The organism is Paenibacillus sp. tmac-D7, from assembly GCF_006519665.1.
GTDB classification, from domain to species: Bacteria; Bacillota; Bacilli; order Paenibacillales; family NBRC-103111; genus Paenibacillus_G; species Paenibacillus_G validus.
The window spans coordinates 1-26,104 of the sequence record NZ_VIDW01000057.1 but is presented as its reverse complement, the minus strand read 5'-3'; the positions used below and the strand labels follow the sequence as shown (position 1 = coordinate 26,104).

The window sequence follows — 26,104 nt, the reverse complement described above, 5'->3', positions numbered from 1 at the left end:
CCAAGCCCTTGCTGCTCCGCCTGCAGCTCCTTGACGGCCGCATCGGCCGCCTTATAGCGGCTGGCCGTTTTCGCGCTCAAACGATCGCCGTACGGCTCCAAGTGAAACAGCCGCTGCAGCATCGCCCGCCGGTCTTTGCCCGCAAGCGTCAAAAACTCCGCAAACTTCCCCTGTGGCAGCACAACCGCGCGGGTGAAATCGGCCATCGACAAGCCAAGCAGCTCTTGGACATGCTGATTGACTTCGCCGGCCTTGTCTGCGAGAACGATCGTCTCTCCCTGTTCGTAGCGAATCAAGCGGCAAAGACTGCCGAGCATCGACAGCTCGCCATTCCGTTTAAACTGGCGGTCTACCCGATACCGCTCGCTTCCTCCAGCCGTGGCCAGCTCGAAAGTAAACGATACGGAAAGCGTGTCCTCGGCCTGGTTCATAACCGCTTGCGTGCCGCCCGGCGCACGTTCCACCTTGCCGTACAGCGCCAGCGTAATCGCGTCCAGCAGCGTCGATTTGCCGCTGCCCGTCGGGCCGAAAATACCAAACACGCCCGCCCCGGTCAAAGCCCCGAAATCAATTTCCTGCACTTCGCGGTAGCTTTGCAATCCGCCAATTTGCAGCAATATCGGACGCATCGTACGCGCCTCCCTTCTGCCAATCTATGGTAAGCGTTAAGCCGATTCTTCTTCCTCCTGCTCATCCGACAGCAGCTCCAGAAACAGCCGGGTCAGCTCGGGCTCGGGCAACGCGCCGCCGGTCTGCCGTTCGTAGAAACGGCGGAACAGCTCATCCATCGGCAGCTTCGAAGTCGCCCGGCAGGCTTCGCTCTCCGCTTCCAGCTCCGGATAAACCGGCCGGATATGAATCAAGCCTTCCCGCGTCTGCCGCAGCCGGTGGATTTGCTCGAGCGAGATCGTCTCCTGCAAATGCAGCTCCAGATCGATCCAGGCTGTCGCGTCCTTCGCTTCATCGAGCCAGCGGTACACTTCCGCCAAGCCGCCCTTCGCCTTCCACTCCACCAACGGGCGGCCGCATGAGAGGAACACCTCCTCCAGCACCGGCTCGCCGCCCGGCTTCAAGTCGACAATCGTCACCGACTTCGCTTGTCCCGCTTCAGAGAAGCTGTATGCCAGCGGAGAACCGCTGTACCGGATAACCGTATCGCCGCTCAGCTGCTGCTGCGGACGATGCAAATGCCCGAGCGCCGCATAACGGGCGCCGACCGCCAACGCCGACGCATCCACCGTATAAGCGCCGCCGACCTGGATCGGCCGCTCCGATTCCGTTTCTTTGCCCCCGAGCACATACAAATGGCTCATCAGCAAATTGACCGTTTGCGGACTGAAATGTTTCGCCTGTTCCATCGCGATGTGGCGCACGCGATCCGAATAAGCCGCACGCAGCACCGCCTCGTCGGCTTCATCGGTCAGCAGTTCCCGGAGCCGCGATTCGGAAGGATACGGCAGCGCGAACAAAACCGCCGTCTCCCCCGTTCGGGCGATCGGCACGCGATGCACCCTGGGCTCAGGCAGCCCGATCAGCGTAACGCCAAGCTTCCCGGCGAGCGGCGCGGCTGCGGTCAGCCGGTCCGGGTGATCGTGGTTGCCCGCGATCGCAAACACCGGTCGGCTGCCTTGATCGGACAGTCGCGCCAGCGCCTCGTAAAACAACTGCTCCGCCGCCGCCGGCGGATTGACCGAGTCGTAGACGTCCCCGGCCAGCAGGACGAGATCGATCTGCTGATCGCGAACGATCGCCGCGAGCTCGTCGACAAACGCCTCCTGCTCGGACAGCCGGCTGCGGCCCTCCAGCGTTCGCCCGAAATGCCAGTCGGCCGTATGCAAAATCCGCATGGGATTCATTCCTCCTTCGCGTTTCTAGTATCCGGGCATTCGCCCCTGAGGGCTAAAGCTCCACGATATGCGCGCCGTCGAACAAAAAGATGAACGTGCCGTGCACCGGTTTTTTCCAAATCGACTGAACCGCTCTCGCGTACAATTGAAGCTGCAGCCGATATTTCTCCGCGATGCTGGCCGGAGAGGCTCCTTTTAAACGGTCCGTCTTATAATCGACCAGCACGTAACCGTCGCCTTCGTCGATCAAGCAATCGATGACGCCCTGCAGCATGACCGTCTCCTCGGCAAGTCCGGCTTCGTCTCCCTGATATACATCCCTGGCGGGCAGGCCGAAGCTGAACGGCACCTCGCGGTATACGCGCTGCGCGGACAGCAGGCGACCGCCGAGCTCGCTTTGAAAGAACGAAGCGATCACCTGCGGGTCGACGAGCTCGCGCTGCGACTCCGTCAATAGTTCCCTGCGCACCAGATCCGCGAGCGTTTCGCGGATATCCGCTTCCTGCGGAAGACGGCCGAGCGGCATATGCTGCATAACCGCGTGGAACACCGATCCGCGCTCGGCGGCATTCAGCTCCCGCTGCTCCAGGAAGCGCGGCCGCCTCACGATGAGAGGCCGGTAAGCCGAAGCCCGCCGGCCCGAAGCGCCGGCTGCCGGCCATTCACTCGTTGTGCCGGATTCGCTCTGTGGAGCGGATGCATGCAACGAGCGTGCCGCCTTCGCCGTTCCGCCGAACAAAGCCTCGCCGAACTCGTCCCAGCGTACCGTCGCAGCAGCCCCGTCTTCCGCCAGCAGATCGAGCAGCTTGTCGTGCTCGGAAAGCCGCTTCAGCTCCGTCACCGACGTTTTGGAGAACACCTGCGTCGCGTCCGGATGCGCATAGCGCCACGATAACCGTCGCCATACTTCGCGCTCCCAGCGTTCCGTATCGTCCACCGGCTCCAGCCGGGCAAGCGACGCCCAACGGGGATCCGAGCTCGCCGCTTCCGTCCCCGCCGCCGCCTGAACTGTTCCGGCGAACCGCTCCTGGCTTAAAATTTCGATTCGCCAACGCGAGGGCTCGCGCATCACGATCGCATGCGGCGATTCGTCGATTCCTACCGCTTGCCGCATCAGCTCTCCGTCCGGATGACGCATCAGAGCCGGTCCGATCCAATCCAAATAACAGCGGGCCGAGGCCAGCGTATCGTCGGGCAGCGGCAGCACATCGCGGCCGACGTAACGTCCCCAGGTTCCGAGCAGCTTCTCCAAACCGCGCACGCTTCCCAGCAAAATCAGCTTCTCTTTCGCCCGGGTCAACGCGACATACAAGACCCGCATTTCTTCGGCGAGCGACTCCATCCTGATTTTTTGCTTGATTGCAAGCCACGGCAGCGTCGGATAGCTGACACGCGTATCCGTCTCCGTCAGCTTCGGGCCGAAGCCGAGCTCCTTGTGCAGCAGGAATGCATCGGTCAGCTCGCGGCGGTTGAACGCCTTGGCACAGCCGGCGACGAACACGACCGGGAATTCCAGACCCTTGCTCTTATGAATCGTCATAATCCGCACGACATCTTCCTGTTCCCCAAGCGCGCGGGCCGTTCCCAGGTCCCCTCCGCTCTCCTGCATCCGGTCCACAAACCGCAAAAACCGGAACAAGCCGCGAAGGCTCGTCGCTTCGTATTGCTTGGCACGGTCGTACAGCGCCCGCAAATTCGCCTGACGCTGTTCCCCGCCGGGCAGCCCTCCGACGAAGTCGAAATAACCGGTTTCCCGATAAATATCCCAGACCAAATCGGCAAGCGGCCCTTGCAGCGACTGCAGCCGCCACGTCTTCAACGCCTCGTGGAACCGCTGAAGCTTGTGCCGCAACGCCGGACGCGGTACGAACATGTCGTTGGAGGCTTGCGCAAGACTTTGCTCGCTTTCCGCGCCGCAGCCAGCCAAGTCCGCTTCGCTCGTTCCGGCTGGACTCTGATCGCCGCTCCCGCTTCCATTCGCCGCAAGCCAATCTCCCGAACCGCTTGCGGCTTGACGAGCCTGCCCAGATTCATGCGCGCCGCTTGCGGATTCCCGGCCGATGTAAGCGCGAACCGCATCGAAGAACGGTCCGTGGCGCCGTCCGATCCGAATATGCGCGAGCTCCTCTTCGTCCAAGCCGACGAGCGGCGACCGGAGCACTCCGGCAAGCGGGATATCCTGATACGGGTTGTCGATGATCCGAAGCAGCGACAGCACAACCTGCACTTCCGTCGCCGAAAAATAACCGGTGTTCAGCTCCGCATAAGCCGGAATCCCCCGCAGGCGCAGCTCCTCGATCAGCACCGGCGCCCACTGCTGGGTCGCCCGCAGCAGCACGACGATGTCACGGAACGCAATGTCGCGCATCGCTTTCGCACCTTTGTCATAGACCTGGTACTTGCTTCCGCCGTCCGCTCCCATCATCGAAAGAATGCGCTCTGCGATGTACCGCCCTTCCAGTTGGGCCGTCTCGAGTTCTTTCGCTTCCGACATCGGGTCGCTTCCGCCGCCTTCGGGTTCCTGCCCTTCCGCATCCGCGTCCGGCGAAGCGCCTGCGCCCGGCTCCTCACGGGAATCCGCAGACCTGTCGATCAATATCAGCTCGGCCGCACGGTCGCCCCCGTCCTCCGGATAGGACGCGCCGCAGACGAGCTCCGCTCTGGCGTCGTAGTCGATCTCGCCGACGCTCTCGTTCATCACCTGACGGAAAATATAGTTCGTCCCGTCGACCACCTCGCGCCGGCTGCGGAAGTTACGCGCTAAATCGATGCGCTGCCCCGGCTCGCTGCCGTCCGCCCGATAGCTTTTATACTTCTCCTGAAACAATCCCGGCTCTGCCAGCCGAAAGCGGTAGTAGGGTAAGAACCCCGCGCCTTGTCACATTGCTGTGACAGGTTTCGAAGAACTCCCCTCAGAACCGTACGTACCCGTCTCCGGGTATACGGCTCGCCACTTGTCATCTCGACCCTAGATTCCTAGTAACCCTGATGGATATTATGATGACATTCCGGACAAACGATAAGCATGATCCGGTTCTTGCCGATCCTCATTCGTTCCCGTATCTCTTTGCCCCCGAGGTTAATGGGTTTATTCATGTGATGTACTTCGTAGTCAAGCCTGAAGTCGTTTGTACCGCAGAGCTCGCACTGACCGGCACGCAGCCGATCGAGTAAGCTCGCAGCATTGTTGAAGAAAGGCATTAGACGGGGATGAAGGTCCGGGTCAGACAACGTATAGGGAGCCTTGGCCCTTGAAAATCCGTCCTTATAGAAAAAGAGAGTCTTGGTTAGACCTGTTTTCGTTTCGTAAGGAATGCCCCAATTCTTATCAACAGCGAACTTCCGCTTTATTTTAGCGATACTGGACTTATGCTTGTTGGCAAGGGTCGCCAAACAGCTGTATTCCATAACATACCGCAATTGCCGCATGTACGTGCTCACATTCATAGCCATTTTGTAAAAATTGTATAAACCTCGAAGGCGTGCGTTGTATAACGCAACAATTTCGATATCGGGAAGATGGATGATGGACGGAATGTGGAGCATCCGCCATGGCTTGGCATCAATGTCTTTAACCATCTTGTGTTTGATGATGAAGTTCCTGACGATATCATCCGGCATATAGAGTTCGACACGATCCTGCCCCTCTCTCTTTCTGGCGCCGGTTTGATCTTTATTGAAATTCCAGTCGCTTTTGACCTTCATGATGTGCCCAAGGAATTTAGTCCCTGCTTCAGCATGAGTGATGAGCGTCTTTTCTTCCGACCCTTCAATCTCCAATTCCCGAAGCATGAAATCCTTGACATCCTGTTTAATCTTTTCACTGTGCTCTTTACTGCCCCAGACCGCGATGACAAATTCGCCGGCGTATCGAATGCACTTGATACGCTTGAACTCCGATTCATCCGATGCGTCATATGGAAGATTATTCCTTACAGCGGATTGCTCTTTAAAAAATTCAGTCACGGTCTCGCGAGTGCTTGCGTCGTCAGCAGCTTCCAGCTTCCGCTTAGCCCGAACAACCCGCATGTCCAGTTTCTTGTATTCGGTAGAAACTTTCTTCATTTTCGGAGAACCCGTGTCGAACTTTTCCTTATAAGAGATAAACCACTTGTCCAAGCAGTCCAGATAGATGTTGGCAAGAACAGGGCTTACAAGGCCGCCTTGAGGGGTGCCGCTGTAAGTACCGTTGTACTTCCAATCTTCCAAATAACCAGCTCTAAGCAATTTCCATATGAGTCGGATGAACTTGGCGTCTTTTATTTTCTTTTCAAGGATAGCTATTAGTTTATGATGGGAGAGATGATCCAAATAACCATTAATATCTCCTTTAATGAACCAGGTCGCTCCCTTGAATTGAACTTTGGCTTCGTGGAGGGCCGTGTGACAGCTGCGATTAGGTCTAAAGCCGTAACTGAAATTTGCAAAAGCGGGTTCGTATATCGCCTCAAGGATCATCCTGCATATTTCTTGGATGATTCTGTCCGGGAAGGAAGGATTCCCGAGCGGTCGTTTTTGACCGTTTTTCTTAGGGATACCCGTTCTCCGAACCCGTTTAGGCTGATACGATTCGTTTTTCATCGACTCAACTAAAGCGTTGACTTTCTCCAAGCTGAACTTGTCAGCGGTCACACCATCGATCTCCCGTGTTCCACTGCCGTCATTCACATATAAATTGTTATAGGCCAGGAAGTAAAAGTCTGTGTTGTAGAAAAGTCGATATACCCTATCAAATCTATAGTCAGGTTTCTCACTGGATATCTTGGTCAATAGGTATAAAGTTTCGCTAGAATTCACGGAGCCTTGCGCTCCTTTCCGCAAATTTTATACCGACAAGCTGTCTCCCTTCGCCATGTGACAGGCTTTCCCTATCTCGAACTACTACGGAGACTCCGTTACCTTATGAGATATTCAATCCCTTCGGATATAGCCATATCGGGCATTCTCACTTAGGTAATCCCCATTTAGTCACATCAGTCCAAGCGCGATAAGTTGTCGGATGGTCCTTTCGTCCTTTCCACCTGTCCAGGTGTGCGTCAGCACTTGAGAAGCTTGGGTATCATCTCATATTATAGCATTTATCCGATATGAGATGTCTGACAGCGTTCCATCTATCCACTGTCAGCGTGCTGATAACAGGTAGCAGCTAACTTTCCTGTCTGGCAAGCATGGGCCCGCTGAGACTAGACTTTAAGCAGTTTAGCTTTCATCCTTGTACTTATCTTTATGCCTCGCCGTTCAGTCGTGGTGCGTTAGCTCACCAACTTACGACTTTCCCAACATGCTGCACTCCCCGCCAGGTTTCCCCTTTGGATAAGTTGGGCGGCATGACTTCGATACCCTGGAAGCCCCTCCGCTTAATGAGGAAAACTGATGCGCCTTATGGGCGCACAATGCTCTGCTTCACATCGCCGACCATAAACCGGTTGCCGGGCCGTTCCCGCGAGATCAAAGCGACGATCGCTTCCTGCACCCGATTCGTGTCCTGGTATTCGTCAAGCAGCACTTCTTCGAATTGTTCGCGGTATTCCAGCGCCGCAGCGGATGGAACCGGATGGTCCGGGGTTGCCCCCTCCTCACTTAGAATGCGGAGGCAGTAATGCTCCAGATCGGCAAAGTCAACCAGCCCTTTATCCAGTTTGGCCGCTTGATACCGCTCTCCGAACGACATGACCAGCTCGGCCAGCGCGCTCATTAAAGGCGCCATTCGCTTCAACTCTTCGTCGTATTGCTCCAAGCTGCGCGAGAACCATTCCTCCCTGAGGGTCGCCAGCTTGTCTTTCGCCGCATTGCGAAGCTCCTTGACGCGTTCCTGCAGCTCTTTATCGTAATGATCGCCCTTGCACGGCTTCAGCTTGCCGAATCCCGCGCCCTGTACAGCGTGATACAAATGCTCCCATCCGTGTCCTTCCGACAGCTCCAGCAAATACTCGATAACCGTCAGGTCGTCGTCCAGATTGGCCAAATACGGCTCGGGGCCGCCCGGCGTCCGGGACAGCCGGATCGCTTCCCGCAGCAGCCCGATTGCGCCCTGCAGCTCTATCCGTACCGCAGCCCGGAGGCTGGACAGCCACGGATGATCATCTTCCAAGCGCCGTTCCCCGAACATGCGTACGCATTCGTTCAGCCAATGCTCCGGCCAAGGATGGCTGCGCGAATCGTCGTACAACCGCTGCACAAGGCGAAACAACCCTTCGTCGTTCTTATCGCCGCTGAACGAGTCGGCCAAAGTCCAGAACGGATCGCCTTCCGCCGCTTCGCCGTACCGTTCTTCCAGCAGCTCCTCCAGCTGCTCTTGACGCAGCAGCGCGCTTTCCGTCTCATTGGCGATACGAAAGCCCGGATCAAGTCCGATACGCTGGTAATGCTTCTGAATCACTTCCATACAAAAGGAATGAAGGGTCGTAATAAACGCGCGCGGAATCAGCGCCAGCTGCCGCCGCAAATGCTCCGATTCCGGATCGGCGGTCAATGCCTTCTCAAGCGCCTCACTGATCCGGTGACGCATCTCGGCAGCGGCCGCCTTCGTGAACGTCGCGACCAATAAACGGTCAACGTCGATTGGCGAGTTCGGATCGGCTATGCGCCGGATGATGCGCTCGACCAAGACCGCCGTCTTGCCCGATCCCGCCGCCGCCGCCACCAGGACGGAACGACCGCGAGTCGCTACAGCGCTCCACTGATCGTCCGTCCACGTGCTATCCTCTGGTCTGGGTATGCTCATCTTCATCGTTCATTCCCTCCTTCTTCGGATTCCGCCGACTCCTCTTCAGGCTCCTGTCCGATTTCCAGCGCCGCAAGCGGGCTCGTGCGTGCGGCCGCAGGGCGGAACGTCCGCGCCTTCTCTCCGCCCGCAGGAGTCTGCGCTTTGCGCTCCATCAGCTCCAGCGCCGTCTCTTTGCCGAGCGCAGGCAGCTGCTTGAACGCATTGCCGGCAAGCTGCGGATCGAACTGGCATACCGGCTTGTACGAGCAGCCTTGACAGGCTGTCGCCGTACCGATACGGAACGGCTCGATCCCGATATGACCGTCGGTCATCGAGGTGCCGATATCGCGAATGGTCCTTCGGACATGCTTGCGCACCGTATTCCATTCCGCCTCCGTTGCGACCGAAGACGTCTTGTAAAAGCCGCCGTCCGCCTTCAACGCAACCGGAAGCAGCTCCGAGTAACCGCTGGAGCCGATCAAACCGCTATCCATCAAGCGAATCGTGTCTGGATCGGCAGTGAGAAGACCTTTCATTTTAAACCGTTTCTTCATTTCTTTCTCGATTTGCTCGGCGCTGATCGCATTCTTGACGTTCAGCAGCGGATTGTGCACGTGGAAGTACAGGACCCCCGCAGGCTGAGCTTCCGTACCGAGCCAAAGCGGGGCATGGGTCAGAATGACGTCCAAATACGTCATCATTTGCAGCGATAGTCCATAGTACACTTCGCCGAGCTGCAGCGCCTTGGAGCTCGACTTGTAATCGATGACCCGCAGCAGCGTGCCGCGCTCCGTATCGGCCCGGTCGATGCGATCGATCCGGCCTCGCAGGTTCATATGAACGCCGTTCTCCAGCTCGTACTGAAGCGGCGGTATCGACTGGCCTGCGCCGAAGGCGATTTCCAGTCCGACCGGACGGAACTGCCCCCGTTTCGCATGCTCCCCTAACATGAGCGCCGCTCTGGCGATCACCTGCTTCAGCTTGCGGGCGATGTAATGGTACCGCTTCGAGCTGAGCAATATTTCGCCCTGCAGTCTTGGCGTCAGCGCATCGATCACGAGTGCCGCACGGCGTTCGGTTTCGGCCGCCGTCATGCCGCCCCAGTCGACGCCTTCGCGGACGACCTGTTCGGCGAATTGGCTGAGCGCCGCATGGAACAACTGCCCGATATCCGGGGCCTCCAGCCGAAACATCCGCCGTTCCTTCAGCCTTAAGCCGTGAGAAACGAATTGCGAGTAGGGGCATGCGACAAACCGCTCCATCCGGGATACGCTCGTCTCGATCGTGTCCCCGTACAGCTGCCGGCTCGCAGCCGGACTTAGCGGCTGGATCCGGTTCGTATACTGCAGCGCCTCCATCATTCTCGCCAATCTGCCGCTATATTCAGGCTGGCGGGCGAACCAATTGTACACCGACCACCAGACACCGTGGATCGGCGTTCCCCGCATCCATTGCTTCAACTGCACGATCAGAAGGGACAGCGCTTTGTTCGGGTGCGACACGAATTCGAGCTGCTCGCCAGCCGTCGTTTGCGCAGCCGGTTCGTTCAGCAGGAGCCTTTCCGGAACGTCCGGAAACAACCGTTTGATCTGACGGATCACATCGGACGGAAGCAGCGACTTGCCTTCCTCGTCAGCCAGCGGATAGCTGAGCCACAACCCGACGCTGGGCGTACACAGCGCGTTATAAATCAAGAACGATTCGTCGAGCAGCCTTCTCCGGCTGTCCTCCGCAAGCTGAAGACCGGCTTCCGCCAGCCGCAGCCGCTCGGCCTCCGTCAGTACGCCGCTTTCGACGATTTTGGACGGCATGACCCCTTCGTTGACGCCCAGCACGAACAGATGCTTGACGCCGTCAGACCGGGTGCGGTCCATACTGCCGATCAGCACCTGATCCAGCGTCGGCGGGACAAGCCCGAGCTTGATGCTTTCCAGGCCGGTTTCGACGAGCTTGGCAAACTGCTCCAGCGACGTCTCTTCGTCGCCCGTCAGCTCGACGAGCTGATCGAACATATCGATCACGCGATCCCACACTTGCGCGTGCTCTCTCGCCTTCTCGGGCTTGCCCGACCGAAGCGCCGCTTGTCCCCAAGCTTCGAGACGCTCGGGCACTCGCAGCCCTTCAAGCAGCTCGTACAACGCCTCTACGCGGTCGCGCACCGCCTTCCGCTCGCGCAGACGGTCCTGCAGCCGGCCGAGAGGGTCAGCCACAAGCCTCCTGCAGCGGTTGATTTGGCGTAAAAAAGCCGTATCCGCCTCGCGCCGGCCTTCCTCCTGCTCCAGCGAAGCCTCATAAACGTACGTCCAGTCCGCGTTCACCCGCCACTTCGAGCCTTGAATCCCGAAAGCCAGCACGTAGTTTTCCAGCTGATCGAACGCATAGCGGCCGACTTGGAGCTGCGGCGCCTCGCCCTCCCCGCCGCCGGTATTCGGCAGCGGTGTCAAGAACCCCGTCTTCACACAGCGGAACACCGCATCATATTTCCAATGAAGCCGGGCAACTTCCAGCGCGGAACGGATGAATTCAACAAGCGGATGATGCAGCACCGACCGCTTCTGGTCGAAAAACAAAGGGATGCCGAAGTCCGCAAACGTTCCGGCGATCAAATCGCCGTAAGCCTCGATGTTGCGTACGGAGACGGCGATGTCGCGCCAGCGCATCCCCTCTTCCCGCACCAGGCTCCGGATGTCCCGCGCCAGTCCCTCCACTTCGGCCCTGCGGTGAACGGCTGCCGTAACACGCAATGCCGCGCCTTCTCGCTCTTCCGGCGACATGCGGTACGCCTGCTTCATCCGGCTGCCCCAGTGCGCCTCCATGTGCGCGAGCATCGGGTTGGCGCGAAACCGGGCCGGCGGCGCCGCCGGCAGCACTTCCGGCTCCCGGACGGCAATCCCCAGCTCGTCAAGCCTGCGCCGCAGCTGAACCATCGTCCGCGCCGTCGGATGGAACAAGTCGAGCTCCTGCAGCTCCTTCCCGTCCCGGTACGGCCGGTTTAAGCTCAGCGTGAGCGTCACATCCTCTGCATGCACGGCAAGCTGCTCGATCACGGCGGCTTCCTGCGGTGTAAAACCGTGAAAACCGTCGATCCAACAAACCGCCTCGCGGATGTAGGACGATTCGCCGATCTGTCTGGCGAGCAGCGTCAGATAATCTTCCCCGTCCAAATAAAGCCGGGACAGCTCCTCCTCAAATTCGGCATACACGCTCTGCAGGTCATGCAGCTTGTCAGCGAGCGATCCTGTCGGCCCGGCTCCCGCCGCAAACCGCTCCCGATAAAAACGGCCGAAATCCGCCGACGTCACGCCATACCTTTTAAATTCGGTAAACAATTGATTGACATGATCCAAATACCCCATTTGGTCCGCAGCCGTATGCAGCCGTTTCAAACGATCCCGTTGTTTATGTAAAATGCGGTGAAGCAGCAGCTTCTTGCCCGTTTCGTCAATCGGCAGCCGCGCCGTACCGCCCACTTCCTGCATCACGCGCCAGGCCAGACGCCGGAAGCTGAGCACCTGCGCCCGAAGCGTCCCGCCAAGCTCCGGCACCGAGATCAAAGCGTACTCCGCCTGGAACGTCGCCTGCTCCGGCACGAGCCAGATGAGCGGAGGCCCCTGCGGCTCCGCCTTCAGTCTCTGTTTAATTTCGTTCAGGCACAGCGTTGTCTTGCCGCTGCCCGCACGCCCAAGCACGAATCGAAACGCCATGTTAGCTCCTCCTCTTCCCACACCGCACCTTGTCCTTAACTCTACTATTCTACCAAAGAAACCGTAGTTCAGGTAAAAGGTAGGTTCTGGTACATTATATCATATATCGAGAAATAAGAACACACGTTCCTGACGTAAACCGGGCAACGCACGCCGCCTCCCGGTTTGGGATTTCCACCCTCCTGCCGCTGCTCTTCGCGCGAACGCATTGCTTTCCTCTCCCCTTTTCGGATAACGCCTTCGCTGGGCGTATACGAAGAACAGCCTGACGCACGGATTGCATCAGGCTGTTCGAAATAAATCGGAACGGTGAACATGACTTAGGTCAGATGTTCGGTAATCCACCGCGTCTTATCGGCGACCGGACGGCGCTTTCCTTCCGGCTGCGGCATAGCCGGCTGCCCGACGTACAACAGCCCGACGAGCGCTTCGTCGCCGGTTAAGCCGAACGCTTGCTGCATGCGCGGATGATACATCGGCTCGCCCGAGCGCCAGATCGCCCCGAGCCCGAGCGCATGCGCGGCAAGCAGCATATTTTGCACGGCCGCGTGGGCGGCTGCGAATTCCTCGATGCGGCTGACGCCCTTCTCCGCCGAAGGCGAAACGGCGACCGCAATCACCACCGGCGACCGGAACGCTTTAGCCGCATGCTTCGCGCGGAACGCTTCCCTTTCTTCCGGCGCCAACTTGGCCGGACTTTGCGTTTGCTCCGCAATGTCGGCGTAGGCTTCGCCCAGAATGTGCCGTCCATTCCCCGTCAGCACAAAGAAGCGCCAAGGCTCCGTCGCATGATGGCTGGGCGCCCAATTGCCCGCTTCCAACAGCTGCTCGATCTGTTCGCGGGGCACCGCTATGTCTTTCACACGACCGATCGTGCGCCTTTCGCGAATCGCTTTAAACACATCCATGTCTTCCACTCCTCCCCATTGTGAGTGATCGCTGCCTATACTCTCGTCGTTACCTCAAATATGGCAAACTTCAAATAATGTCCTTCATCCACGCCCAGAATGCGCGGATGATCCTTGCCCGCCGCCCGAAAATCGACAAGGCGCAGCGTCTTGCCCGCGTCGCGGGCCGCCGCATGAATCGTCTCCAGGAACAAATCCGGCTTCATGTGATAGGAGCAGCTCGCCGTAACCAAATATCCGCCCTCGTTCACCAGCTTCATCCCGTGCAGGTTGATGTCTTTATAGCCTCGGCATGCGCCTTCCACCGCGCTCCGCGATTTGGCGAACGCCGGAGGGTCCAGAATGACGACGTCCCACGTCCGCCCCTTAGCCTCCAGCTTAACCGACGTATCGACTTTGCGGCGGTCGGCCTGCCCCCGTTCCTGACGCTGCTCGATCCCGCGCACTTGCTCGCGCAAATAATCGAACGCATCGGCCACTACGAACTCCACACGGTCACCGAATCCGTTCAACTCCACATTGCGCCGCGCAGTCTCTACCGCGTGCTCGGAGATGTCGAGGCAGGTTACCTTCTTCGCTCCGTATTGGCAAGCGTTAAGAGTAAAGCTGCCCGTATGAGAGAAGCATTCGAGAACGGTCGCTCCGTCCCAATAGGGGAACGTTACTTCCTGCCCGCTTTTATTGACCGGCACCCGTCTGAGCGTGCCGTCGTCGGTCAGCTTGTCGACGGTCTGAATGCCGCTGCGTTTGCCCCAGCCGAGCATCAACGGCGCGATGGCCGCCCGGTTTTCCCGCTGATCGAAGAAATAGCCCGTCTTTTGCCCCTCGACGATATCCACCTCCAGCAGCAGCCCGTTCTCGCGAATCGCAATATGCCGCGGGCACTCGCCGTACAGTACACCTTTGCGCTGTTCCAAGCCCTCAAGCTCGCGGACGGAGACGTCGCTTCGCTCGTAAATCCCCGCCGGCTGCATCACCTCTACAAGCGCGGACACAATCGCCTCCCGCGCGGTCTCCATGCCAAGCGTCAGCAGCTGCACCACAAGGACGTCCTCGAACTTGTCTACGATCAGCCCGGGCATAAAGTCCGCTTCGCCGTACACGAGCCGGTACGACCTGGCCTCCGGCAAAAAGCGCTCGCGGTGTGCTTTCGCATGCCGCAAGCGATCCGCGAACCAATCATGCGTCAGCTCGGCGAGCGGCTCGTAAGAGACGATCCGGACCGTCAGCTGTGACGCAGGATTATAATAACCGGTAGCGAGATATTGACCGTCATGCCGGTGCACGGCGACAAGACGGCCCGGCTCCGTTTCGCCCTCCACCCGTTCGATTTCCGTGCGGTATACCCAAGGGTGGCCTTCTTCCAGCCGCTTTTTCCGTTTTTTATGTAAATAAACGATCGCCATCATGCTTCCCCATCCTTTACTCTGTGTACCCGACTGCGGCCAATAATCGCGACAAATAGCGGAGCTTTGGTACGCTATTGGACCTTTTGGACGCCCTATCAAAGAAATAGCGGAACTGCAGTGTCTTATTTGCTCCTATTTCGTTTGAAAAGGGAGATTCGCCGCAAATAAGCCATCCTGGTTCCGCTATTGATGAAGTGCAGGCGTAAGATGCCCCAAATCAAGCATCCGAGTTCCGCTATTCCATGATGAACGCTCAGAGGGAGCACCAACCGTCCGGCGCGAACGCATGCTGCCGGTGCAATCGGCGCACCCCGGCCGCCGAGAGCGCGATAGCCCCGCCCGCCTAGTAGGACGACGCGCCGGTGCTGCCCTGCATCAAAGCGACGCCGGAGCTCGTGCCGAGCCGCGTCGCGCCGGCTTCAATCATGCGCACCGCAGTCTCGAGATCGCGAATGCCGCCGGACGCTTTCACGCCGATGGAATCCGGAACGGACGAACGCATCAGGGCAATGTCTTCCACCGTCGCGCCGCCCTGGCCGAAGCCTGTCGACGTCTTGACGTAATGGGCGCCTGCTTCGACCGACAGCTGGCAGGCCGTTTTCTTTTGCTCCTCGTTCAAGGCGCCCGTCTCGAAGATCACCTTCACGATCGCTTGGCCTTCCACCGCACGCACGACTGCGCGGATGTCTTCGCGGACTGCGGCGTAATCGCCCTGCTTCAATCGTCCGATCTGCAGCACCATATCGATCTCCGCCGCGCCCTGCTCGGCCGCTTTCGCCGCTTCCAACGCTTTCACGGAGCTTTCCATCGCGCCCAGCGGGAAACCGCAGACGACGCTGATCTTCACCCCGGAGCCCTGCAGGAGCTCGCGGCACAAAGGCACCCAAGTGCCGTTGACGCACACGCTGTAAAAGCGGTATTGACGCGCTTCTTCACAAATTTTGCGGATCGCTTGTTCGTCGGCGTCCGCTTTCAGCAGAGTATGATCGATATACCCGGGCAGCTTGCTTACATCAAAGGCCGTCATCGTTACTCCACCTCATAACCTAGCGCGTCCAGCGCCTTTTTTAATACCGAATCGTTGTTGCCGTAACCCGAATGCGTCTGCTGATGCCACGCTTCGAGGGGATGCAGCCACTCAACGCCGCGAATTTCCTCCACCTGCGCTTGCAGCGTCCCCCCGGTCGCCTCGACCAGATAGTAGTGCACCTCTTTATCCACGACCCCGACGCCTGACAAATTGAACTGATAGGTGATTATCTCGAGCGGTTTCACGATGCGGCCGACGATGCCTGTCTCCTCCAAAATTTCGCGGAGCGCGGTTTGTTCGATCGTTTCGCCAGGTTCCATTTTCCCTTTCGGCAGCGTAATTTTCCCGTAACGGTCTTGGATCATCTGCACCTGCAAATCGTCACCGGCTTTTCGGTACACCACGCCGCCAGCTGAAATCTCCTTCATCGACAACACCCTTCCATTTATACGATTGCTTTGGCCGCTTGTCCTGGAATTGCCTCTGCCGTCGCCTTCGTCGCTCTCTTCAAGCCGCTGACGGCAGGCAGCTGCGGCGCGCCGACGATTTGTCCGCGGCATTCGTTGACGCCCGCTTCCGTCACCTTCACCCGGCACACTTGCCCGATCCAGTCTTCGCTGCCTTCGAACACAACCGACAAATAGTTATCCGAGTAGCCCATAATCATCCCGCTGCCGGGCTGCGCTTTATGCTCGCGCTCCGGGATGATCTCCAGCACTTGGCCGATGAATTTCTGCGCGTAAGCGAGCTGCATCCGTTCGGACAAATCGATCAGCTCGTGCACGCGCGCGTTCTTCAGCTCTTCGTCGACCTGATCCTCCATCCGCGCTGCCGGCGTACCGGTCCGCTTGGAGTACGGAAACACGTGCATTTCCGAGAAGCCCATACGTTCCATGAACGCATAGCCGTTCCGGAACATCTCTTCCGTTTCGCCCGGGAAGCCGACGATGACGTCCGTCGTAATCGCGACACCCGGCATAATGCGGTGAATATGCTCGATCTTCGCGGCAAACTCCTCGGTCGTATATTTCCGGCGCATCCGCTTCAGCACGTCATTATCGCCCGCCTGCAGTGGAATGTGCAGATGACGGCACATTTTCTCGGAATGCTGGAGCACCTCGAGCACCTCATCCGTAATTTGGCTGGCTTCGATGGAGCTGATGCGGATCCGTTTCAAGCCTTCCACCTTGTCCAAATCCCAAAGCAGCTTGGCCAAGCTGTAATCTTCCATATCTTCCCCGTATCCGCCCGTATGAATCCCCGTCAGCACGATTTCCTGATAGCCTGCGTCCACCAGCATCCGCGCCTGGTTGATGACGCTTTGCGGTTCGCGGCTGCGCATTAATCCGCGCGACCACGGAATGATACAGAACGTGCAGAAGTTGTTGCAGCCCTCTTGAATTTTCAAGAAGGCACGGGTCCGGTCTGCGAAATCGGGCACGTCAAGCTCTTCGAACGCCCGCGTTTTCATGATGTTGCGGACCGCATTGATCGGCTGCCGCTCCCGCTCCAGCTGCTTCACATAGGTCAAAATTTTGTCCCGGTCCTGCGTGCCGATCACCAGATCGACGCCCGGGATGGCTAAAATTTCGGCCGGGGACGTCTGCGCGTAACAGCCGGTGACCGCAATGATCGCTTCCGGGTTGCGCCTTATTGCGCGGCGAATCATTTGCCTGCTCTTCTTGTCCCCCGTATTCGTAACCGTACACGTATTGATCACATAAATATCGGCCGTCGATTCGAAGTCGACCTGCTCGTAGCCCTCCTGTTTGAACAGCTGCCAGATCGCTTCCGTATCGTAGAAGTTGACTTTACAGCCGAGGGTGTGAAAAGCGACTGATGCCATAATTACCGTTCTCCTCCCATCTCACCGGATTCATATAAAATACACGTCAGACCGACCATGGCGGCGGTTTCCGTTCGTAAAATACGTTTGCCCAAAGAGACCGCACGGCAGCCGGCGCGTTCCGCTTCATCCGCTTCGCGTTCGCTGAATCCGCCTTCCGGTCCGACGATCAGCAGCAGCTTCGGACGAGCAGCGGCATGAGTGCCGCCGGTCTCCGCCGCTTCCGGGCCCATACGCCCCTGAAGCGCTGCGCGAATCTGCGCTCGCAGCTCCTGAACATCCTGCTTCTCATAGCAAAACCAAGCGGCATCCGCCTCGGCGGCGAGCTGCAGCAGCTCCTTCCAGCCGCGCACGGCGTCGACGGACGGAATCCGGTTGCGGTGCGCCTGTTCGGCCGCTTCCTTGGCAATTTTTTGCCACCGTTCCAGACGCTTGCCTTCCTTCTTCCCGTCCAGCTGAACGACGGTGCGCTCCGACGTGAAAGGCACGAACCGGGTTGCCCCGATCTCCGTTCCCTTCTGGATCACCAGCTCCATCTTGTCGCCTTTCGGCAAGCTTTGCGCGATCCATACGTCGACGCTTGGTTCGCGGTCCATCGGCAGCTCCGTCTCAACCTCCGCCGACACTTGTCCGCCTTCGAGCGAACGAAGCACGACAACAGCTTCGCGGTTCGCCCCGTCGCTCACGATACAGCGATCTCCGGCTTTAGCCCGCATGACGCGAATCAAGTGGTGAGCGTCGTCACCCGTTATCGTAACCATATCAGCGGAAAATTGCTCCGGCTGAATGAAATATCTCTGCATAACCCCCATCGCTTTCCAAAAAAAAGGTGAGACCGTTATACAGGTTCGTAGAACGGTCAACCTTCATCATACACGTTTTTTCGCTAAAAAGCCAGAGGTCCGAATATCGGTTTAAGTATAGCCACGAACAAGGCCAAAATGTCGTTCTGCCAAGCGAAAATCGGGCCGAGCGTTACCACACGGATCGGCGGAATAAAGAACATCAGCAGCACGGCATAGAACAACCACTGCTGGTATTGCTGCAGCTTGATCGCCCAGGGACGCGGCAGCACATCTTCCAGAATGCGGTAGCCGTCCAGCGGCGGGAACGGAATCAAATTTAAAATGAATAGAAATATGTTCTGAATAACCATCCAGTGCAAAAACGTCAGCACGGCGCTCGAAACCCCCGGACTCATGCCGTCAAGCCAGCCGTACGCGTGAAAAGCGTAGACGAACACCAAGCTGATAAACCCGAGTACAAGATTGCTGAAAGGGCCCGCGAACGACACGGCGATACCCATCGCGCGCGGGTGTTTGAATCGTCCCCGGTTGATCAGCACGGGCTTGGCCCAGCCGATCCCGACAATGAGAAAGAAGATCATGCCCAGCCAATCCAGATGAACGCGCGGGTTTAACGTCACCCGGCCCATCGCGCGCGGCGTCGGGTCGCCGAACTTGTCGGCAAGATACGCATGCGCAAATTCATGTACCGTGAAGGCAAGCAGCAGCACAAGAAAGACGAAGGGCAGTTCGTCAACCGGATACGGCAGAAAACTACTCCAATCCATCGACGCTCACCTACGGCTTTCTGGCGACGAGCACGACCCAATCCTGATCCTCGTTCACCTCGGTTACATGGAAGCCGGCCGACGTTAACGCGTCCTGCACCATGTCCTGCTTGCTCTTGATAACGCCTGACACAATATACGAGCCCCCCGAGGCGAGCGCTTCGTACACATCCTGTACGAACATTAATATAATTTCCGCCAAAATGTTGGCGACCACGACCTGCACCGGCAGCTTCACGCCGAGCGCCGTGCTTTCACCGGCAGCCCGATGTTCATTGATCACCTGCAGCAAATCGCTCAGCTTCACCGTAATGCGATCGTCCAAGCCGTTCAAATGTACGTTCTCCGTCGCGCTGGAGACGGCGACCGGATCAAGATCGAGTGCGAGCACGTGTTTGGCTCCCAGCTTCGCCGCCGCGATTGCCAGAATCCCCGAGCCCGTCCCGACATCAATCACGTCGTCGCCTTCCTTCACAACCTGCTCGATCGTCTTCAGGCAGAGGGCCGTCGTCGCATGCGTTCCCGTCCCGAACGCCATGCCCGGATCCAGTTCCAGAATAATCTCTTCGGCCTGCGGCTCGTACTCTTCCCAGGTCGGCTTAATCGTCAGCCGGTCGGTAATGCGCAGCGGTTTGAAATATTGCTTCCACGCATTCGCCCAATCCTCGTCGTCGACCAGCTTCCACTCGTAAGTCGGCTCGCCGGTATCAATATCAAACTCCGCGAGCTGAGTAACGGATTGCTTCAGCTCCTGGAGGATCGCTTCGGTATCCGAACCTTCGGCAAAGTAACCTTTAATAACCGCTCGTCCTTCCGGAATATCGTTCAACGGCAGCTCGTACCATTGACCTAGCGACGTGTCGCGCGGTTTGTTCAACGTGCCTGATTCCTCGATGGAAACGCCTCCGGCACCAAGCTCGTGTATAAAATTGGAGATCATTTCGATCGCTTCTTCTGTCGTATATACCGTAATTTCATGCCAACGCACCGGGTATTCCCTCCCATAATTTGCTCCATTTTCACGCATAAGAACAAGTATACAACAATTAGGGATACGGGTAAAATGACGGGTTCTTACATAAACGGTGCGGGAAAGGCTAAATCTAACAAACACACAGTAAAGGCGGGTCCGTAATGACGAAGGATAGATGGATCATAGCTCTTATTTATTTGCTTGGAGCGATCGCCATCGTGCTGTTGATCCCCAAGCCCAAGCGGCGAGAGGCGATTATGGCATTTCTCGCCTGTCAGCCGTTAACCTGGTTAGACTCGCTGCTGCACGTCAAGTTTCATCTGCTGTCATTCCCGGTGCGGGAATTTCCGAAAGCGACCGACCTGCTGTTTACGACCGAATACTTTCTGTATCCGCTAATATGCGCGCTTTATATCGCGAATGAGCCGAAGGGAGCGCTGTCCGCCCGCCTGGCCGCTCTCGCATTGGCCGTCTCCGCATTAACCGGTATCGTTGCGCTGCTCGTCACCTATTCGAATTTAATCCGGTATGAGCGCTATTCCTGGTACTGGACCTGGATTAGACTTTTTCTGGAATTCACCGTTGTTCGCTTGTACTGCGGCTGGTATTTCAAATCAGAGCCGACTGCCAACTAAACCGAGGAGCTCCCGGTTGTCATGATGGTCGAATATATCGTTCTTATGTGCGTATGGATCATCAGCATCTCGATGCTGATCTTCTGCGTGCCCAAGCGTAAAGCTCGAATAGCCCACGCCGGCTTCTTGTTCAAACAGATGATCACTTGGATTGCCGGTCTGTATGTCGTGGAAAAAGGGTGGATCGTATACCCCGTGCGATTGTTTCCTGAGCACAACCGGTCCAGCTTTACATTCGAATATTTGGCGTTCCCGGCCGTTTGTGCCGTCTTTAACGTCCATTACCCTTCCGGGCGTTCCCTTCCGGTTCGCATCGGTTACTATCTTGCCTATACCTCCGTGATGACCCTCGTGGAAGCATGGATCGAGCACAGGCTGGCGCTCATCGATTATGTGCATTGGGCCTGGTATTGGACGTGGCTGACGCTGCTGCTCACATTTTATTTGTCGCGAATGTTTTGCCTCTGGTTTTTTCAAGCGAAACGGCTCCCGGCATGAATGAATCTTCATGCCGGGAGCCGTTAGCATACCGTGAGCCTGGCGCTTCGTTTCAGACGCTGCCGCCCGCATCGCGGATCACGCGTTTCGCCTGCTCGACGGCCGCCTCATCGAGCACGACCGTCAACAACACATTGCGGCGCGTCATATCGTCCGGATCGTTCATTAGCAGTTCCCTGCTGCCGTCCGCCATGCCGCTTGCATCGACGTCGGCGGCCATCAGGACGCGTGCATCCTGATTCGCGCTTGTCGTTCCCAAAGTTAAATAAGACAAACCGGGAAAATCGCTATTGGATAACGGATTTAACGTTTCGCCAATCCCGTGTCCCGGGTATTCCCCCACCTGGTCGATTTGCACCTCCGCCGCACGCAGTGCTTTCAGCTTCGGCACACAGCTTTGTGCATCCTCCGTCGTTCGAAAGTAGGCCATGATGCCTTTCTCTGACATATGTCAAACCTCATTTCTCCAAAATCTTCGGCCGTGATCCGGCATCAGCTATTCCTGCTCTTGTCTGGCATCGGCTAGCGCGGCGCGTTCCTCCGCTTCCAAGTCGTCGCTATCTGCCAGCTCTGCAGAAAATTCGATGTCCTCGTTCTTCGCGATCGGCAATCGATTTTTTTGAAACGCCTTTTTCCATCGTTCCGCCATGGTCCAGCCTCCTTTCAAGTCGGTATCCATCCCAGGGTCCACCGTGCAGGTTCAAGAACCTGCTTCTATTGTCCGCATTATTAACGGGAATATGCGGCCCGCTTCACGAAAAAAGCAGCCTTCGGGAAATCCCGCAGGCTGCTTTCGGATAGGCGATTCAGTCGCCTAAAAATGCTTTTTTCATTCGTTCGAAAATCGATTGCTGCTGCTCGTGCGTATTCTCTCCGTTTTGCCGGGAGAACTCGCGCAGCAGTTCGCGCTGCTCATCGCTCAAGTTCGTCGGCGTCACGACGACCACCTTCACGTGCTGGTCGCCTTGGCCGTAACCGCGCAGACGCGGTACGCCTTTGCCTTTCAAGCGGAAATACGTGTCGGTTTGCGTGCCGGGAGGAATTTTCAGCTTGACCTTCTCCGTCAGCGTCGGAATTTCGATCTCGTCCCCGAGCGCCGCTTGTGCAAAAGTAAGCGGTACCTCGCAGTAAATATCGTCGCCTTCGCGTTCGAAGAAATCGTGCGGCTTCACGCGGATCACGACGTACAAATCGCCTGCCGGACCTCCGCGCGTACCCGATTCGCCTTCTCCCGTTACCCGCAGCTGGGCGCCGTCGTCGACACCTGCCGGGATGTTCAGGTTAATGGTGCGCTGCTTTTTCACTTTGCCGGCGCCGTGACACGTCTGGCACTTGTCCTTAATAATTTTCCCTTGACCTTGGCAGGCGGAACAAACCCGGCGGTTCACGATGCGGCCGAACGCCGTGTTCTGCACGACCTCCTGCTGCCCGGAACCATGACAGACGCCGCATGTATCCGGCTTCGTACCGGGCTTCGCGCCGCTGCCGTGACAAGTCTCGCACGTTTCCGTACGAGGAATGTGAATGTCGGTCTTCTTCCCGAAGACCGCTTCCTTGAACTCGATCGTCATCGTATACTGCAAATCGTTGCCTCGCTGCGGAGCGTTAGGATTGCGCCGGCCGCCTCCGCCGCCGCCGAAGAACATATCGAACAGGTCGCCGAATCCGCCGAAATCCGCATTGCCGCCGAATCCGCCGCCGCCCATGCCCTGGTTCGGATCGACGTGGCCGAAGCGGTCATACTGCGCTTTCTTCTGTTCGTCGCTCAGTACATCGTAAGCTTCCTTCGCTTCTTTGAACTTCGACTCCGCGTCGTCCGCTTTGTTGACGTCAGGATGGTATTGACGAGCAAGCTTGCGGTAAGCTTTCTTGATATCCTCCTGCGAAGCATCCTTGCTAAGCCCTAATACTTCATAGTAATCGCGTTTACTCATCCTTCACTCCCACTCCCTGGCCTGCAAAAAAAGGAAAGTGTCCGGCTTGAGAAGGTCAAGCCGGACTTGTTGTATGCGAACGGATTATTTCTTGTCGTCAACGACTTCGAAATCCGCATCCACGACGTTGTCTTTGCCTTTCGCGCCCTGCGGCTCGCCGCCTGCGTTTTGCGCTTCTTGAGCCGCTTGCTCATACAGCTTCACGGACAGCGCCTGCACGATTTGCGTCAGCTCTTCGCTGGCCGCTTTGATTTCGTCGAGGTTGTCACCTTCGAGCGCTTTTTTCAGCTTCTCTTTCGCTTCGTTCGCTTTGTCAATTTCGCCTTGATCGACCTTGTCGCCAAGATCTTTCAACGTTTTGTCGACTTGGTAAACGAGCTGATCCGCTTGGTTGCGTGCTTCGACCGTTTCTTTGCGCTTCCGGTCTTCTTCGGCGTGCGCCTCGGCGTCTTTCATCATGCGGTCGATTTCCTCGTCGGACAAACCGCTGGAAGACGTAATCGTAATTTTTTGGCTCTTGCCCGTGCCTTTATCCAGTGCGGATACGTTCACGATGCCGTTCGCGTCGATGTCGAAGGTGACTTCGATTTGCGGAACGCCTCGCGGCGCCGGCGGGATGTCGCCCAGAATAAACCGGCCGAGCGTTTTGTTATCGTTAGCCATCGCGCGCTCGCCTTGCAGCACGTGAATTTCTACGCTAGGCTGGTTGTCGGCATATGTGGTGAACACTTGTGATTTCGTTGTCGGAATCGTCGTGTTGCGGTCGATCATTTTGGTGAACACGCCGCCGGCTGTTTCGATACCGAGGGAGAGCGGAGTCACGTCGAGCAGCACGACGTCCTTCACGTCGCCCGTCAACACGCCCGCTTGCACGGCCGCGCCGAGTGCCACGACTTCGTCCGGGTTCACGCCTTTGTGCGGCTCTTTGCCTGTCAAGCGTTTAACCGCTTCTTGAACGGCCGGGATACGCGTAGAACCGCCGACCAACACGATTTTATCGATTTTGTCCGCCGTCAGGCCTGCATCGCTAAGCGCTTGACGCGTCGGTCCGAGTGTGCGCTCGACGAGAGGCGCGGACAATTCTTCGAATTTGGCCCGGGTCAAGTTCACTTCCAAGTGCTGCGGAACGCCGTCGACCACGGTAATAAACGGCAGGGAAATCGTCGTCGTCAATACGCCGGAAAGTTCTTTTTTCGCTTTTTCCGCAGCGTCTTTCAACCGTTGTACGGCCGCTTTATCTTTGCTCAAGTCGATGCCGTGCTCTTTTTTAAACTCGGCAACGAGATAGTCGATGATCACTTGGTCGAAGTCATCGCCGCCGAGACGGTTGTCGCCGCTCGTCGCTTTTACTTCGAAGAAGCCGTCGCCGAGCTCAAGGATCGAGACGTCGAACGTACCGCCGCCAAGGTCGTAGACCAGAATTGTTTGGTCTTCGGTTTTTTCCAAACCATAGGCCAAAGCCGCCGCTGTCGGCTCGTTCACGATCCGCAGCACTTCCAGACCGGCGATTTTACCCGCGTCTTTGGTCGCTTGGCGCTGGCTGTCATTGAAATAAGCCGGAACGGTAATAACGGCTTGCGTGACCGGTTGGCCGAGGTACGCTTCCGCGTCGGCTTTCAGCTTTTGCAGGATGATCGCAGAAATTTCTTGCGGCGAATATTCTTTGCCTTCGATAATTTCCTTATGGTTCGTCCCCATATGACGCTTAATCGAGATAACCGTGCGATCCGGGTTCGTGATCGCTTGGCGTTTCGCCGTTTCGCCGACGACGCGCTCGCCGTCTTTCTTAAAGCCGACGACCGAAGGGGTCGTGCGGTTGCCTTCCGCGTTAGGAATAACGACCGCTTCGCCGCCTTCCATAACCGCGACGCAAGAGTTCGTCGTTCCTAAGTCAATACCGATAACTTTACTCATAAGGATAAGCCTCCTTTTGTTTTCGAAAGTTTGTCATATAACGGATTTATGCTATGAGCTCACTTTAACCATCGCAGGACGAAGCACCTTGTCTTTCAGCATATAGCCCTTCTGCACCTCTTCGACCACAATGCCTTCCTCGTACTCGTCGGATTCCACCTGCATGATGGCTTGATGGTACTCGGGGTTAAACGGGGTGCCGACGGTTTCCATCGCCGTTAAGCCCTCCGTCGCAAGAATTTGGGTCAATTGACGGAAAGTCATATCAATGCCCTTCGCAAGGGCGTCATAATCTTTATTATCCTTGCTGGCTGCAAGCGCCCGATCAAAGTTGTCGATGACCGGAAGCAGCTGCTCGATCACTTTCAAAGAGGCGTATTTCGCAAAATCTTCCTTTTCCTTTTGCGTCCGGCGTCTGTAGTTGTCAAAATCAGCTTGGGCCCGCAAAAACCGTTGGTGGTTTTCGTCCGCCAGCTTCTTCGCCTGCTCCAGCTCCGCTTGGACAGCATCTTGGGGTTCGGAAGCTTCCGCAGTGCCCGCTTCCGCCGTCTCTGCGCCCTCTGCTTCGTATGTAGCGCTCTCCGGTTGATTTTGCTCGTTTTGTACGGCTTGTTCACCGCTTTGCGGATCTCGTTGTTCCGTATTCAATGTCTGTCACCTCCTTAACCGAATCGGCTGCGGCCGCGCCCATTCCATAATATGCGCCGCCGCTCTCTCTTTTAAATATTAGTCTAACCACGTAGTCGGGCTCAAAACCCTACATAACGCAGTTGGATAACAAAGGTTTAATCTTCTTCGCGCGGCTGCCGCATCTTGATTACGGTATGAATGCGCAGCACGGCGGACGCCACTTCTCCTGCGGCCTGCAGCGCCTGCAGCTTCACATCGGCCGGATCGATGACCCCGAGCGCCTCGAGATCGGTAATGGCGCCGGTATCGCAATCGATGCCAAGCTTGTCGCTGGCGGATGCGATCTGCGCCGCTTTCACTTCCTCGACCTTCTCCAGCGGGTTGTAGCCGGCATTGACGACGATCTGCGAGAGCGGCTTGCGCAGCGCGTGAGCAACCGCTTCGAAACCAAAACCTTCCATGCCCCGCACGGTTTCGCGATAGCGTTCAAGCTCATG

Annotated in this window: 21 protein-coding genes and 1 pseudogene; 2 read left to right on the top strand and 20 right to left on the bottom strand. The window is 57.3% G+C overall.

The annotated features are described in order from the left end of the window. From FKP33_RS23975 to prmA, 14 genes and pseudogenes are all read right to left on the bottom strand, one after another. Positions 1-629, bottom strand: a 629-nt coding sequence (locus FKP33_RS23975; protein ID WP_141336553.1) for an AAA family ATPase, incomplete at its 3' end; no start/stop codon positions are given. A 36-nt stretch (positions 630-665) separates the two neighbouring features. Next, positions 666-1,847: an exonuclease SbcCD subunit D gene (locus tag FKP33_RS23970; RefSeq protein ID WP_141336552.1), complete on the bottom strand. Its 1,182-nt coding sequence runs from the start codon at positions 1,845-1,847 to the stop codon at positions 666-668. A 52-nt stretch (positions 1,848-1,899) separates the two neighbouring features. Then, positions 1,900-4,701: pseudogene (locus tag FKP33_RS23965) on the bottom strand (3'-5' exonuclease); the annotation flags it as partial. Between the two features lie 122 nt (positions 4,702-4,823). Next, on the bottom strand, positions 4,824-6,644 hold the full coding sequence (locus FKP33_RS23960; protein ID WP_181410261.1) for a reverse transcriptase domain-containing protein: 1,821 nt from the start codon (positions 6,642-6,644) through the stop codon (positions 4,824-4,826). 583 nt (positions 6,645-7,227) lie between these two features. Next, positions 7,228-8,577 (bottom strand): UvrD-helicase domain-containing protein, encoded by a 1,350-nt coding sequence (locus FKP33_RS23955; RefSeq protein WP_306439396.1) that lies wholly within the window; start codon positions 8,575-8,577, stop codon positions 7,228-7,230. Then, the gene (addB, locus tag FKP33_RS23950) at positions 8,574-12,257 is read right to left on the bottom strand and encodes a helicase-exonuclease AddAB subunit AddB (RefSeq protein WP_141336549.1); all 3,684 of its coding nucleotides are present in this window, start codon (positions 12,255-12,257) and stop codon (positions 8,574-8,576) included. The genes FKP33_RS23955 and addB overlap by 4 nt, the downstream gene beginning before the upstream one ends. 320 nt (positions 12,258-12,577) lie before the next feature. After that, complete coding sequence (locus tag FKP33_RS23945) at positions 12,578-13,165, bottom strand: nitroreductase family protein (RefSeq protein ID WP_127606877.1); 588 nt, start codon at positions 13,163-13,165, stop codon at positions 12,578-12,580. A gap of 35 nt (positions 13,166-13,200) precedes the next feature. Then, on the bottom strand, positions 13,201-14,571 hold the full coding sequence (locus FKP33_RS23940) for a class I SAM-dependent rRNA methyltransferase (protein WP_141336554.1): 1,371 nt from the start codon (positions 14,569-14,571) through the stop codon (positions 13,201-13,203). 346 nt (positions 14,572-14,917) lie between these two features. Then, complete coding sequence (deoC, locus tag FKP33_RS23935; RefSeq protein WP_054798011.1) at positions 14,918-15,601, bottom strand: deoxyribose-phosphate aldolase; 684 nt, start codon at positions 15,599-15,601, stop codon at positions 14,918-14,920. Between the two features lie 2 nt (positions 15,602-15,603). Beyond that, complete coding sequence (locus tag FKP33_RS23930; RefSeq protein ID WP_141336548.1) at positions 15,604-16,032, bottom strand: NUDIX hydrolase; 429 nt, start codon at positions 16,030-16,032, stop codon at positions 15,604-15,606. Positions 16,033-16,049: 17 nt separating this feature from the next. After that, positions 16,050-17,450 carry a tRNA (N(6)-L-threonylcarbamoyladenosine(37)-C(2))-methylthiotransferase MtaB gene (gene mtaB, locus FKP33_RS23925; RefSeq protein WP_054798012.1) on the bottom strand — a complete coding sequence of 467 codons (1,401 nt, stop codon included), beginning with the start codon at positions 17,448-17,450 and terminating at the stop codon, positions 16,050-16,052. A gap of 2 nt (positions 17,451-17,452) precedes the next feature. Further along, the gene (locus FKP33_RS23920) at positions 17,453-18,253 is read right to left on the bottom strand and encodes a 16S rRNA (uracil(1498)-N(3))-methyltransferase (RefSeq protein ID WP_127606881.1); all 801 of its coding nucleotides are present in this window, start codon (positions 18,251-18,253) and stop codon (positions 17,453-17,455) included. Between the two features lie 83 nt (positions 18,254-18,336). After that, positions 18,337-19,023: a site-2 protease family protein gene (locus FKP33_RS23915; RefSeq protein WP_141336547.1), complete on the bottom strand. Its 687-nt coding sequence runs from the start codon at positions 19,021-19,023 to the stop codon at positions 18,337-18,339. A 10-nt stretch (positions 19,024-19,033) separates the two neighbouring features. Further along, positions 19,034-20,011 carry a 50S ribosomal protein L11 methyltransferase gene (prmA, locus tag FKP33_RS23910; protein ID WP_054798013.1) on the bottom strand — a complete coding sequence of 326 codons (978 nt, stop codon included), beginning with the start codon at positions 20,009-20,011 and terminating at the stop codon, positions 19,034-19,036. 146 nt (positions 20,012-20,157) lie between these two features. On the opposite strand from prmA, the gene FKP33_RS23905 reads away from it, so the two are divergent. Further along, positions 20,158-20,631: a CBO0543 family protein gene (locus FKP33_RS23905; RefSeq protein ID WP_141336546.1), complete on the top strand. Its 474-nt coding sequence runs from the start codon at positions 20,158-20,160 to the stop codon at positions 20,629-20,631. Positions 20,632-20,652: 21 nt separating this feature from the next. Then, a complete protein-coding gene (locus tag FKP33_RS23900; RefSeq protein ID WP_141336545.1) occupies positions 20,653-21,129 on the top strand; it encodes a CBO0543 family protein in 477 nt (158 codons plus the stop codon). A 52-nt stretch (positions 21,130-21,181) separates the two neighbouring features. Here FKP33_RS23900 and FKP33_RS23895 read toward each other — a convergent pair whose 3' ends face one another. The 6 genes from FKP33_RS23895 to FKP33_RS23870 all read right to left on the bottom strand — a co-directional run. Further along, positions 21,182-21,577 (bottom strand): hypothetical protein, encoded by a 396-nt coding sequence (locus tag FKP33_RS23895; RefSeq protein WP_054798016.1) that lies wholly within the window; start codon positions 21,575-21,577, stop codon positions 21,182-21,184. Positions 21,578-21,625: 48 nt separating this feature from the next. Beyond that, positions 21,626-21,778, bottom strand: coding sequence for a YfhD family protein (locus FKP33_RS23890; protein ID WP_127606891.1), 153 nt, complete (start codon positions 21,776-21,778; stop codon positions 21,626-21,628). Between the two features lie 157 nt (positions 21,779-21,935). After that, positions 21,936-23,063: a molecular chaperone DnaJ gene (gene dnaJ, locus FKP33_RS23885; RefSeq protein WP_141336544.1), complete on the bottom strand. Its 1,128-nt coding sequence runs from the start codon at positions 23,061-23,063 to the stop codon at positions 21,936-21,938. A gap of 84 nt (positions 23,064-23,147) precedes the next feature. Then, on the bottom strand, positions 23,148-24,977 hold the full coding sequence (gene dnaK, locus FKP33_RS23880; RefSeq protein WP_141336543.1) for a molecular chaperone DnaK: 1,830 nt from the start codon (positions 24,975-24,977) through the stop codon (positions 23,148-23,150). Positions 24,978-25,028: 51 nt separating this feature from the next. After that, positions 25,029-25,625 carry a nucleotide exchange factor GrpE gene (grpE, locus tag FKP33_RS23875; protein ID WP_054798018.1) on the bottom strand — a complete coding sequence of 199 codons (597 nt, stop codon included), beginning with the start codon at positions 25,623-25,625 and terminating at the stop codon, positions 25,029-25,031. 137 nt (positions 25,626-25,762) lie between these two features. Continuing rightward, positions 25,763-26,104: TCP-1/cpn60 chaperonin family protein (locus tag FKP33_RS23870; RefSeq protein ID WP_219996687.1), on the bottom strand; the 342-nt coding region annotated here is incomplete at its 5' end.